This window comes from Halobacillus sp. 12SKB, assembly GCF_052941655.1.
The window spans coordinates 1,053,914-1,067,120 of sequence record NZ_JBRFWR010000001.1 but is presented as its reverse complement, the minus strand read 5'-3'; the positions used below and the strand labels follow the sequence as shown (position 1 = coordinate 1,067,120).

The following is a 13,207-nucleotide window of genomic DNA, read 5'->3' as shown; positions in this document are numbered from 1 at the left end:
AGAACTCATTACTTAGGTAGCTAAGTTTTTTTGGGTGGGCAGTGAAAAATCGAATATGAGTGAATGATGAAAGAATAGATAAAATACACAAGCTGAAAACTCCATAGTAAGGGGATGAAAGAGGCATACAGACCTGTTTCGTCTTCTCACACTTTCTTTACACACCTATCTTTAGTAAAATGAAAGATAGGTGAATTCATGAAATAGGGTGAAATGATATGAACGAAGAGATCGGTATCAGTACAGAATATATTCCATTAGGCAAGTTTTTAAAATTAGCTAATATTGTCGAATCTGGTGGAATGGTGAAAATTTTCTTGTCGGAATTTGAAGTTTTCGTAAACGGAGAACCTGACAATCGTCGTGGCCGCAAACTGTATGTGGGCGATACAGTTGAAGTGGAAGAATTCGGCAGCTTCACTGTCGTCGAAGAAGCTTAGGTCAGTCGTATGTATATCCATGAGTTATCATTACGTTCGTTCAGGAACTACGATGAGCTCTCATTGACGTTCGACCATAAGATCAATGTCATCATTGGTGAAAATGCCCAGGGAAAAACCAATTTGATGGAAGCGATCTATGTCCTCGCTTTTACAAGATCCCATCGTACCCCAAGAGACAAAGAACTGATACAGTGGGACGAAGAGTATGGTAAAATAAAAGGGAGTATCTTTAAACGGAATCGTCGCTTCCCTCTTGAAATCATCGTTTCTAAAAAGGGGAAAAAAGCGAAATTGAATCATATTGAGCAAAAGCGTCTGAGCGACTATATCGGCGCTTTGAACGTGGTGATGTTTGCACCTGAGGATCTCAATCTTGTAAAGGGGAGTCCTCAGGTGCGTCGTCGGTTTATTGACATGGAAATCGGCCAAATACAGCCCACATATATATATCACTTAGGTCAATATCAGAAGATTCTCAGACAACGAAATCATCTGTTGAAAGATTTGCAGCGAAAGCCGGGGGCGGACCGGACGATGCTCGGTGTTTTGACAGAACAGCTTATTGAACATGCGACAACGATTGTCGAACGCCGCTTCAAATTCCTACAGCTTCTTAGATCGTGGGCGACACCGATCCACGAAGGAATCAGCCGGCAGCTGGAGCAGCTGGAAATTGCTTATGATGCGAGTGTACGAGTATCAGAGGATATGAATTTGGAAACAATAAAGAATACATTCTCTGAAAAGTTTGCAGAAATTGAATCAAAAGAAGTGGAACGCGGGACGACGTTGGCAGGACCACATAGGGATGATTTGGTTTTTTACGTGAACGGAAAAGATGTCCAAACGTATGGGTCACAAGGCCAGCAGAGGACGACAGCTTTGTCTTTGAAACTCGCTGAAATTGAACTGATTCATAGTGAAGTAGGCGAATATCCCATTTTGCTTCTTGATGATGTACTTAGTGAACTGGATGATTTTAGGCAATCGCATCTGCTTCATACGATTCAAGGAAAAGTGCAGACGTTCGTTTCTACGACGAGTATCGATGGAATTGAACATGAAGCATTGGAACAAGCGGAAATTTTCCGTGTGAAAGAAGGAACGATAGACGTAGAGAAATGAGGTGGCGAATTGTTCATTCATATCGGGGATGATCACGTCATCCAGTCGAAGGATGTCGTAGCGATCATTGATCATAGTTTGATTTCATCTTCTTCCATCATTGAAGAAATGATTCATAACCAACGTAAGGAAAAGCAGGTCATTGAAACGGAAGACCACCAGGCGAAAGCCATCGTCATCACCAATGATGTCATTTATTTCAGCCCATTATCTGTCTATACCCTGAAGAAGCGGGCGAACATGATGACGACACTGAACAAACTGGAAGATTTCTCGGAAGAGTCCGATTTTTAATATACCGATAGATGAGAGACGTAAGGGATTAGAGATAAACCACTTGAGAAATGTAGGTGAGTACCATGAAGGAAGATATTATCGAAGAGCAGCAGGCATATGATGAGAGTCAAATACAGGTACTGGAAGGATTAGAAGCGGTAAGAAAACGTCCAGGAATGTATATTGGTTCCACCAACGAAAAAGGCCTTCACCACCTCGTATGGGAAATCGTCGATAACAGTATCGATGAAGCGATGGCCGGTTTTTGCGATCATATTCAAGTCGCGATCGAAAAAGACAACAGCATTACGGTTACCGATAACGGCCGTGGTATTCCTGTCGGGATTCAGGAGAAAACAGGACGTCCCGCTGTTGAAGTCATTTTGACCGTTCTTCACGCCGGAGGTAAGTTTGGCGGAGGCGGATATAAAGTATCCGGAGGACTCCATGGTGTAGGGGCGTCCGTCGTAAACGCCTTATCTACGAAACTGGAAGTGTTCGTCCACCGTGATGGAAACATCCATTACCAGGCTTATCACCGTGGTGTTCCAGAAGAAGACTTGAAGGTGATCGGAGAGACTGATCAGACCGGGACACGCATCCAATTCAAACCAGACCCTGAAATTTTCTCAGAAACAGAGGAATATAAGTTCGAAATTCTGGCTAATCGTTTGCGTGAGCTCGCTTTCCTTAACAAGGGGCTTACGATCACAATCGAAGATAAACGTACCGATGAAGAGCCTGTGAATTATTATTTCGAAGGCGGAATCCTTTCTTATGTCGAACATATGAACCGCACGCGTGAAACCCTGCATGATGCCTTCTTCATCGAGGATGAGCAGGACGAGATTTCCATAGAAATCGCCATGCAGTACAACGATGGATTCGCGAGCAACATTTATTCCTATGCCAACAACATCCATACGTATGAAGGCGGGACGCACGAATCCGGGTTCAAGACCGGTTTGACACGTGTGATCAACGACTATGCACGTAAGAACAATATGTTCAAGGAGACGGATCCGAATTTGACAGGAGACGATGTCCGAGAAGGTTTGACAGCGATCATCTCGATCAAACATCCGGACCCGCAGTTCGAAGGTCAAACAAAGACGAAGCTCGGCAACAGTGAAGCCCGTACCGTTACGGATTCATTGTTCTCAGAAAGTTTCACAAAGTTCCTTTTCGAAAATCCGAACATGGCGAAGACGATTGTTGAAAAGGGATTGATGGCTTCAAGAGCGAGAATGGCTGCGAAGAAAGCTCGTGAATTGACGCGCCGTAAAAATGCGCTTGAGGTTTCCAACCTGCCGGGTAAACTGGCGGATTGTTCGTCCAAAGATGCTAACATCTCTGAACTTTATATCGTTGAGGGTGACTCTGCCGGTGGATCTGCCAAGCAGGGACGAGATCGTCATTTTCAGGCGATTTTGCCATTGCGCGGTAAAATCATCAATGTTGAAAAAGCACGCCTGGATAAAATCCTTTCCAACAACGAAGTCCGTGCCATCATTACCGCCCTTGGTACAGGAATCGGGGAAGAATTCGATATTTCAAAGGCACGTTATCATAAGATTGTGATTATGACCGACGCCGACGTCGATGGTGCACACATCCGTACTTTACTATTGACGTTCTTCTACCGTTATATGCGTCCATTGATTGAACATGGCTATATCTATATTGCTCAGCCCCCGCTTTATAAGATCCAGCAAGGAAAAGCGATCTACTACACGTATAGTGATAAGCAGCTGGATGCGAAGCTTGCGGAGCTTTCCAGTTCACCGAAGCCCGGTGTTCAGCGATACAAAGGTCTTGGAGAGATGAACCCGGAACAGCTTTGGGAAACGACAATGGACCCTGAAACGAGAACGATGCTTCAGGTCAGCTTAGAGGATGCGATGGGGGCGGATGAAACCTTCGATATTCTTATGGGAGACAAAGTCGAACCGCGTCGTAACTTCATTCAAGAGAACGCACAATACGTACAAAACCTTGATGTTTAATATAAAACAAATGTCATGAAAGAGTGGGAAAGAGAGGCGAACATATCCTTTCCCCTTTTAGGTAACTAGGAGGTAAAAGAATGGTGGATCAACCCGAACGTCCGCGCGTGCAGGAAGTCAACATCAGTCACGAAATGCGAACTTCATTCCTGGATTATGCGATGAGTGTCATCGTGGCCCGTGCCCTTCCTGATGTCAGAGACGGCTTGAAACCTGTACACAGAAGGATATTATATGCGATGCATGACCTTGGGATGCATGCGGACAAAGCTTACAAAAAGTCTGCACGTATCGTAGGTGAGGTCATTGGTAAGTACCACCCTCACGGGGACTCTGCTGTCTATGACACGATGGTGCGTATGGCACAGGACTTCAACTACCGATACATGCTCGTCGATGGACACGGAAACTTCGGTTCGGTGGACGGAGATGCCGCAGCCGCCATGCGTTATACGGAAGCACGTATGTCCAAGATTTCCATGGAGATTTTGCGTGATATCAACAAAGATACCATCGATTATAACGATAACTACGATGGAACAGAGCGGGAACCTGTAGTGCTTCCATCCAAGTTTCCGAACTTGCTCGTCAACGGTGGTTCAGGGATTGCGGTCGGAATGGCGACAAACATCCCACCTCACCAACTTGGTGAGGTTATTGATGCGGTGCTCGCGCTCAGTAAAGACCCGGATATTACCATCCAGGAATTGATGGAAAACCATATCTATGGTCCGGACTTCCCGACAGCTGGTAAAATTCTCGGCTTAAGTGGCATTCGCAAAGCCTATGAAACAGGGAAAGGCTCCATCACGGTCCGTGCGGATGTAGAAATTGAAGAACAAGCAAACGGCAAAGCCCGTTTAATCGTGCACGAGCTTCCTTATCAGGTGAACAAAGCCCGACTTGTTGAAAAAATTGCCGATCTTGCCCGCGATAAGAAAATCGATGGCATTACCGATCTTCGTGATGAGTCGGACCGTAATGGTATGCGTATCGTTATTGAATTACGCCGTGATGTTAATCCGAACGTGCTTCTCAACAATCTATACAAAATGACGGCCCTGCAATCAACGTTCGGTATCAATATGCTAGCACTCGTCAACGGGCACCCGAAAGTGCTCAACTTGAAACAGTGCCTTGAGCACTATTTGGAACACCAAAAAGTTGTCATTCGCCGCCGTACCGAATACGAACTTAGAAAAGCAGAAGCTCGTGCTCATATTCTTGCTGGTCTGCGTATTGCGCTTGACCACCTGGATGAAGTGATTTCACTGATTCGTGAATCTCAAACGACTGAAATTGCACGTACCGGTTTGATGGAGCGCTTCGGTCTTTCTGAAAAGCAGGCACAAGCGATTCTTGATATGCGTCTGCAGCGTTTGACAGGTTTAGAGCGTGAAAAGATTGAGGATGAATATCAAGAAGTTATGAAATTGATTCAAGAATTGAAAGCCATCCTTGCTGATGATGAAAAGGTTCTTGAAATCATTCGTGAAGAACTGCTTGATGTGAAAGAGCGCTACAATGATGAGCGCCGTACAGAAATCGTCCTTGGCGGAACAGACTTTATCGAGGATGAGGACTTGATCCCTGAAGAGACGGTCATCGTCACGGTCACTCACCAGGGATATGTCAAACGTCTTCCTGCATCCACTTACCGTTCACAGCGTAGAGGTGGACGAGGCGTCCAGGGCATGGGAACACACGAAGAGGACTTCGTCGAACACCTATTGTCTACGTCGACTCACAACACCCTGCTTTTCTTCTCCAACAAAGGGAAAGTATATAAAGCTAAAGGTTATGAAGTACCGGAATTCAGCCGGACGGCTAAAGGCATTCCAATCATCAACATGTTGAATGTCGAACGGGATGAGTGGATCAATGCTGTCATATCCGTTGAAGACTTTGTGGATGACTGGTACCTCGTCTTTACAACGAAGAACGGAATCACGAAGCGGACGACGCTCTCCCAATTTGCGAATATCCGAAAAGGTGGTCTGATCGCTCTCGGCCTGCGTGAAGATGATGAGCTGATTTCTGTCCGGCTGACGGATGGAACGAAAGATATCATGATCGGCACACAGAATGGATACTTGATCCGTTTCAATGAAGATCAAATCCGTGCCATGGGACGTACAGCCGCAGGTGTCAAAGGGATCTCCCTCCGTGAAGACGACAAAGTCGTATCGATGGAAATCCTTGATGATTCTCTGCAAGTGCTCACGGTCACGAGCAAAGGCTATGGAAAACGCACCCCTGCTGACGAATACCGGATTACCAACCGTGGTGGTAAAGGAATCATTACGTGTAATCTGACAGATAAAAATGGCCAGGTCGTCGCTACGAAAGCTATTAATGGTGAAGAAGATATCATGATCATTACAGAGAGTGGTGTCTTAATCCGTATGCCGATGGAAAGTATCTCTGAAACCGGACGGAACACACAAGGTGTACGCTTAATCCGTCTTGGGGATGGGGAAGAAGTCGCGACCGTCGCCCGTGTAGAGTCAGAAAAAGAAGAAGACGAATTGGTGGAAGAAGCACTTGAAAAAGAAGCCGCATCTCAAGATGAGGTTTCTGAAGAAAGGGCCGAATCACCAGCTGAAACAACGGAAGAAGAGTCCGATGAATCATAAGTAAGCAAACGCTTATGATATCCGCCGCCTGTCGATTTGCTTCGGCAGGCGGCTTTTTTATATAAAAAAAGAGAAACGTTACCAAATAATTTTTCAATATTTTCTATTTATTTGAATCGTTCATGGTAATATGGAACTATATTTAATGGATTTTACATAGGAGTAACTAGAGAAAGGTGGTTCGTTGTCATGAGGATCGCTACATCACAACTGGAACCGGGCTGTCTCTTGACGAAAGATGTCATGGGGCGGACGAATCGACCGATTGTCCCTAAGAATACGACCCTAAAGCCCGTCCATATTGATGTACTGAAGAAATTTAAGATTGATATCGTTGAAGTATCCAACCGTCGGTCAGACGGATCGCTTTTCATTGCTTCTGAGAAGGAAAATCAAGAAGATATACATCAGGATCTGCGTTCAGAGGAACCGGTCCTTCCTTTTTTCGAATCCTATTTAGCTGCTGTAAAGGAGTATAAAAAGTGGTTCATTTCCTGGCAGGGGGGATCGCCTGTAAATATGAGCGCGATCCGTAAAGTGATGGTTCCTCTGCTTGAGAGAGCTGTCGATTCTTCAGAGAGGGAAGTTTTCTCACTCCATCATTATACCTCCAGTAAAGATTACATCTATCATCATAGTGTAGCGATGGGGCTGCTATCTAGTTATTTGGCATCGAAAATGGGATACAATTATGGTGAATGGATTCAAGTCGGTTTATCCGGACTTCTTGCAGATAGTGGAATGGCGAAAATCAGTGAACGCATTACGTGGAAAGAATCCCCTTTAACAGAGAAGGAATATGAGATGGTGAAAAAACATCCGACTTACAGTTATCGCAACGTAGAAAAAATCTCTTCCTTGAGCAATCACGCGAAGGTTGCTATTTTACAGCATCATGAACGTTTGGATGGAACAGGCTACCCTTTAGGAGTCAGTCAGAATAAAATCCATCCGTTCAGTCAGATTATCGCTGTCTGTGATATGTACCACGCCATGACGTCTGAGAGGATGTACCGAAGGAAACAGTCGCCTTATAAAGTGCTCGAGGAAATCCTTCAGGAGCAGTTCGGACGCTATGATCATAAAGTGATCAGCGCTTTAGTTAAAGAAATGACCAGTTACTCTACAGGAACTAAAATACGGTTGTCTGATCATCGAGAAGCAGAAGTGATCTTCGTTGAAGAGACAAACCCGACAAGGCCGCTTGTTCGAATCATTGCAGACGGACAAATCCTCCCGTTGAAAGAACAACTGGATCTTCATATTGAAGAAGTATATGAATAAGTAGAGGCCGGTTTGTGTCATGAAATAGATGCAAACTGGTCTTTAAGCCAGGAAGCGAAAATTTTCGGAATACGATTCGAGACTGAATTTAGAAAATGTACGATGAATACATAATCCTCCCGATCTTTCATCTGCTCCATCTCCCCCCACCAATCTCCTTCATAACGGACGAGCATACTTAAGTTATAAAGCACAGCGAAATAAGCCAACAGCTCGGGCCATTCTTCTTCAATGGTAATAGGACCAGGATTTTTCAGGTGAAACAGCTCTTCCATTCCAGGAAGAGGCCGGAGTAATTCATCCATGGATATCTTTGTTTTATCTGAAGAAAATTGAAACAAATGCTCAGCGGCGTGCGGAAATAATCCATGTGGCTGTATACGGATATCGTCCTCTAAAAAACGGTAATGCTGCTTTTTTCTTTTACGCGTGGACAGCCCGTGGGCGAGCACTTTTGCTGTTGCAGGGTAGCCAGGATCAACCGTCAACAGACAGCTTTTAATGAAATGGTTCATTCCATAATAAAAAAGAAGAGGCTTTACACTCAATGGAGTATGTAAAGCTGTCGACCAATAATCCTGACCGAGGCTGAGTCCGTGAATGAACCGTTCTGCATTATTGTAAGCATGATGCTCGGCTCTTGAGTGGTTGATCTTTTCATAACAAGAAAACAAAAAGGGTCTTGTATGTGCGGTCACTTGAAGGTAAGTGAGAATTGGGTCTGTCGAGTGCAAAGAAAGTTCCTCCTTTCTAACATAAAAGGAATTCTCACCCATTTTTTTATGGTTGAAAAAGCCCGACCATTGTCGTATTGTAAATAACAATAAGAATTGGTGTTACGAGAATATACCACTTATTTTACCCACTTTCACCCAAACTATTTTAAGAAGAAAAGGAGAGGTCAAGCATGCGTGAAGACAAGTTTACAAAAGAAGGTTTAACGTTTGACGATGTACTACTTTTGCCTGCTAAGTCCGATGTTTTGCCGCGTGATGTTTCACTGGCAACAGAATTGTCCCCGACGCTACGTCTGAATATGCCGATCATTAGTGCTGGAATGGATACGGTGACGGAAGCTAAAATGGCGATTGGGATGGCACGTCAGGGAGGACTTGGCGTTATTCATAAGAATATGTCGATTGAAGAGCAGGCCGAACACGTCGACCGAGTGAAACGCTCCGAAAGCGGCGTCATTACGAACCCGTTCTTTTTGACTCCGGAACACCAGGTATTTGATGCTGAACATTTAATGGGGAAATTCCGTATTTCCGGTGTGCCGATCGTCAATAGTGTAGAAGAACAGAAACTTGTCGGAATCATCACGAACCGTGACCTCCGTTTCATCGAAGATTATTCGATACAAATCAGTGACGTCATGACGCGTGAAAATCTTGTCACAGCACCTGTAGGAACCACATTGGATGAAGCAGAAAAAATCTTGCAGCAATATAAGATTGAAAAGCTTCCGATGGTAGATAATAACGGGATTCTTAAAGGATTGATCACCATCAAGGATATTGAAAAAGTGATCGAATTCCCTTTATCAGCAAAAGATGAACAGGGGCGTCTCCTTTGTGCAGCAGCTGTCGGTGTCACAGCGGATGCAATGACGCGTATTGATAAACTAGTGGAAGCAGGTGTCGATGCTCTTGTTGTCGATACCGCACATGGTCACTCTCAGGGTGTGATCGAGCAGGTGAAGCGCATCCGTGACCGTCACCCAAAAGTGAATATTATTGCAGGAAACGTAGGTACAGCAGACGCAACACGCGAATTGATCGAAGCAGGTGCGGACGTTGTTAAAGTCGGAATCGGTCCAGGTTCAATCTGTACGACCCGTGTCGTTGCAGGTGTCGGCGTTCCTCAAATCACCGCCGTTTATGATTGTGCGAGAGAAGCAGAGAAATACAACAAGCCTGTCATCGCCGACGGAGGAATCAAATATTCCGGAGACATCGTGAAGGCTCTTGCTGCAGGTGGACATGCTGTCATGCTCGGAAGCTTACTAGCCGGGGTTTCTGAAAGTCCTGGAGAAACAGAAATCTTCCAGGGCCGCCGCTTTAAAGTCTACCGGGGAATGGGATCTGTTGGTGCCATGGAATCCGGATCAAAAGATCGTTACTTCCAAAACGATCAAGAAGCGAAGAAACTTGTGCCGGAAGGGATTGAAGGCCGTATGCCATACAAAGGACCATTGGCCGACTCCATCCATCAGCTTCTCGGCGGTATCCGCTCGGGTATGGGGTACTGTGGTACACCAACCATCAGTGCTTTACGTACAGACGCTCAATTCACAAGAATTACAGGGGCTGGTTTAAGAGAGAGTCACCCCCATGATGTCCAAATTACAAAAGAAGCGCCAAACTACTCCGTTTGACCCGTATAAAAAGTGATAGACAGGGACTTTTCCCTGTCTATTCTTTTATATACGCATGTGATAAAATAACAAAGATGCATATTTTAAGGGTGGAGGTTGAGAAAGTGACACAAAGAATTAAAACATCTATGGCCTTGATGTTGGCATTGCTTATGGGGTTCTTTGCTGTGTCCATAAATCCTGGACATACATACGCAAGCGTAGATGTTGGCGCAGAATCGGCAATACTCGTGGACGCGGAAACAGGGAAGATTTTATTTGAAAAAGAGGCGGATTTGACATTACCTCCTGCCAGTATGACGAAGATGATGACCGAATATCTTGTCATGGAAGCAATTGAGGAAGGTCAAATCAACTGGGATACGACAACACAAATTAGTCAATACGCTTTTGATATATCGGCAAACCCTGAGTTTTCAGGGGTTGGACTGAAGTTGAACGAACAATATACTGTACGTGAGTTATATGAGGCGATGGCAATCAACTCGGATAATGCGACAACCATCGCTCTTACGGAATTGATTGCTGGCAGTGAAGGTGAATTTGTTCAAATGATGAACGAAAAAGCAGCAGAAATGGGACTGCCTGACTATGATTTCGTGAATGCAACAGGACTGAATAACTCTCACTTAGGAGACAATTATCCTGAAGGCACAGACCCTGAAGCAACGAATATGCTTTCAGCGAAGTCTGCCGCACTGCTTGCATACCACTTAACAAATGATTATCCGGAAGCGCTTGAAATTTCAAGCAAACCCACACTTGATTTTGCCGGACAAACCGTGACGAACTGGAACTGGATGCTTCCGGGTATGCCAGGGCAGAACTTGGAGCAGTTCGAGTACGAAGGTATGGACGGATTGAAAACAGGTTACACAGAACTCGCTCAGAACACGTTTACAGGAACGGCAAAGCGAGACGGACAACGTTTTATCTCCGTCGTTATGAAATCTGAATCCAGAGCATCCCGTTTCAATCAAACGAGACAACTGCTGGACTACGGATTCAATCAATTCTCACGTCAGGAACTTTTCGCAGCAGGAGCCACTCCTGAAGAAGAGTCAACGCTTCCTGTCGCAAAAGGAAAAGAAGACCAGGTTGCGATTGAAACTAGTGCAGCCCTAAGCACACTTGTGAAAAGTGGGGAAGATGATCAATATGAGATTGAATTCAGCATCTCTGAGGACCAGCTGGATGACGAAGGTAATCTTGTTGCTCCTGTAGAAAAAGGACAAAAAGTAGGAACAGCAAAGCTTGTTTATAACGGAGAAGAGGACTACGGAAATATTCTTTCTGAAGGTGGACAAACCGTTGATATCGTCACTTCTTCCAGTGTAGAAAAAGCAAACTGGTTTATGCTGACTCTCGGTGCGATCGGTGAATTTTTCAGTGATATCTTCACAGGCGCAGTAGATATGGTCAAAGGCTGGTTTTAGGTGAAAAATCCCTATTTAACCAGTGGGATTTAATATAGTATTGCGTTACAATAGAGGATAAGAATCTATGATTCAAAATGAAATGCTTAAACTATAGAGCTGTTAGGGAGGAATCAACATGGCACAAACAGGTACGGATCGCGTAAAACGCGGCATGGCAGAAATGCAAAAAGGTGGCGTCATTATGGACGTCGTAAACGCAGAACAAGCAAAAATTGCTGAAGAAGCAGGCGCAGTAGCAGTAATGGCTCTTGAACGAGTTCCAGCAGATATCCGCGCAGCGGGCGGGGTTGCTCGTATGGCAGACCCTACGATCGTTGAAGAAGTGATGAATGCTGTTTCAATTCCAGTTATGGCAAAAGCTCGTATTGGGCATATTACAGAAGCACGCGTCCTTGAAGCTATGGGCGTAGACTATATCGATGAGAGTGAAGTTCTTACTCCAGCTGATGAAATCTATCACATCAAAAAAGATGACTACACAGTGCCATTCGTATGTGGCTGCCGTAACTTGGGTGAAGCGACACGCCGCATCCGTGAAGGTGCATCCATGCTTCGTACAAAGGGTGAACCTGGAACAGGAAACATTGTAGAGGCTGTCAGCCATATGCGTCAGGTTCAGTCTCAGATCCGTCATTTGCGTGGACTTTCAGAAGATGAAGTGATGGTCTATGCAAAAGAAAACGGTGCTCCATTCGATCTATTGATGGAGATCCGTGAAGAAGGACGTCTGCCTGTCGTGAACTTTGCTGCGGGCGGTATCGCAACTCCTGCGGATGCTTCCTTGATGATGCAGCTTGGAGCAGACGGAGTATTTGTTGGGTCTGGTATTTTCAAATCCAACAACCCTGAAAAGTTCGCACGTGCAATCGTTGAAGCAACGACTCATTATGACGATTACAAGTTGATCGGTGAATTGTCTAAGGGTCTTGGAACAGCCATGAAGGGTATGGAAATGTCCACCCTTACTCCTGAACAGCGCATGCAAGATCGCAGCCAGTAAGCAAAGGAGAATGCAGCATGACTACTATCGGTGTATTAGGCCTGCAAGGCGCATTCCGTGAGCATGTTCGTTCTGTCGAAGCAACAGGTGCTGACGCCGTTGTCGTCAAACGAACTGAACAGCTGAAAGAGATCGATGGCTTGATTATCCCTGGTGGTGAAAGTACGACCATCCGCAGACTCATTGATAAGTACGAGTTTCTGGAGCCGATCCGTGAGTTCGGAAAAAGCGGTAACCCGATTTTCGGTACGTGTGCAGGGCTCATCCTACTCGCTTCAGAAATCGATGGTTCTTATGACGTTCACCTAGGAGTCATGGATATCAAAGTCCGGCGTAACGCTTTCGGACGCCAGCGTGAAAGTTTTGAAGCCGATCTTGATATTGAAGGTGTAGCAGAAGGGTTCAATGCCGTATTTATCCGTGCTCCTTACATTGAAGGAGTTGGAGAAAATACGAAAGTGCTGGCTCGTTATGACGGTCATATTGTAGCCGCTCAGGAAGGTCACTATTTAGCTTGTTCTTTCCATCCAGAGTTGACGGATGACCACCGTTTGACAAAACATTTTGTCAAAATGGTAGAAGAAGCTAAAAAAACACTTGCATTATAATTCTGAATCCGCT

11 protein-coding genes are annotated in these 13,207 nt (G+C 45.1%); 10 read left to right on the top strand and 1 reads right to left on the bottom strand.

The genetic code is table 11. The features are described from left to right. The first annotated feature begins 218 nt into the window (after positions 1 to 218). From rlbA to ACQ4XT_RS05340, 6 genes are all read left to right on the top strand, one after another. Positions 219 to 440 (top strand): ribosome maturation protein RlbA, encoded by a 222-nt coding sequence (gene rlbA, locus ACQ4XT_RS05365; protein WP_446852764.1) that lies wholly within the window; start codon positions 219 to 221, stop codon positions 438 to 440. Positions 441 to 449: 9 nt separating this feature from the next. Beyond that, complete coding sequence (recF, locus tag ACQ4XT_RS05360; protein WP_446852763.1) at positions 450 to 1,568, top strand: DNA replication/repair protein RecF; 1,119 nt, start codon at positions 450 to 452, stop codon at positions 1,566 to 1,568. 9 nt (positions 1,569 to 1,577) lie between these two features. Beyond that, positions 1,578 to 1,862: an extracellular matrix regulator RemB gene (gene remB, locus ACQ4XT_RS05355; RefSeq protein ID WP_089650744.1), complete on the top strand. Its 285-nt coding sequence runs from the start codon at positions 1,578 to 1,580 to the stop codon at positions 1,860 to 1,862. Between the two features lie 65 nt (positions 1,863 to 1,927). Beyond that, complete coding sequence (gene gyrB, locus ACQ4XT_RS05350; protein ID WP_446852762.1) at positions 1,928 to 3,850, top strand: DNA topoisomerase (ATP-hydrolyzing) subunit B; 1,923 nt, start codon at positions 1,928 to 1,930, stop codon at positions 3,848 to 3,850. Positions 3,851 to 3,930: 80 nt separating this feature from the next. Next, complete coding sequence (gyrA, locus tag ACQ4XT_RS05345) at positions 3,931 to 6,486, top strand: DNA gyrase subunit A (RefSeq protein ID WP_446852761.1); 2,556 nt, start codon at positions 3,931 to 3,933, stop codon at positions 6,484 to 6,486. A gap of 189 nt (positions 6,487 to 6,675) precedes the next feature. Beyond that, on the top strand, positions 6,676 to 7,770 hold the full coding sequence (locus ACQ4XT_RS05340) for an HD-GYP domain-containing protein (protein ID WP_446852760.1): 1,095 nt from the start codon (positions 6,676 to 6,678) through the stop codon (positions 7,768 to 7,770). Positions 7,771 to 7,787: 17 nt separating this feature from the next. On the opposite strand, the gene ACQ4XT_RS05335 is transcribed toward ACQ4XT_RS05340, so the two are convergent. Then, positions 7,788 to 8,504 (bottom strand): YaaC family protein, encoded by a 717-nt coding sequence (locus tag ACQ4XT_RS05335; RefSeq protein ID WP_446852759.1) that lies wholly within the window; start codon positions 8,502 to 8,504, stop codon positions 7,788 to 7,790. A 173-nt stretch (positions 8,505 to 8,677) separates the two neighbouring features. Here ACQ4XT_RS05335 and guaB point away from each other — a divergent pair, with 173 nt between their 5' ends. The 4 genes from guaB (at position 8,678) to pdxT (ending at position 13,194) form a co-directional block, all read left to right on the top strand. Next, on the top strand, positions 8,678 to 10,147 hold the full coding sequence (gene guaB, locus ACQ4XT_RS05330; protein ID WP_446852758.1) for an IMP dehydrogenase: 1,470 nt from the start codon (positions 8,678 to 8,680) through the stop codon (positions 10,145 to 10,147). Positions 10,148 to 10,251: 104 nt separating this feature from the next. After that, a complete protein-coding gene (locus tag ACQ4XT_RS05325) occupies positions 10,252 to 11,583 on the top strand; it encodes a serine hydrolase (RefSeq protein WP_446852757.1) in 1,332 nt (443 codons plus the stop codon). Positions 11,584 to 11,701: 118 nt separating this feature from the next. Continuing rightward, complete coding sequence (gene pdxS, locus ACQ4XT_RS05320; protein WP_146814478.1) at positions 11,702 to 12,586, top strand: pyridoxal 5'-phosphate synthase lyase subunit PdxS; 885 nt, start codon at positions 11,702 to 11,704, stop codon at positions 12,584 to 12,586. 17 nt (positions 12,587 to 12,603) lie between these two features. Then, positions 12,604 to 13,194: a pyridoxal 5'-phosphate synthase glutaminase subunit PdxT gene (gene pdxT, locus ACQ4XT_RS05315; RefSeq protein ID WP_446852756.1), complete on the top strand. Its 591-nt coding sequence runs from the start codon at positions 12,604 to 12,606 to the stop codon at positions 13,192 to 13,194. Positions 13,195 to 13,207 lie beyond the last annotated feature (13 nt).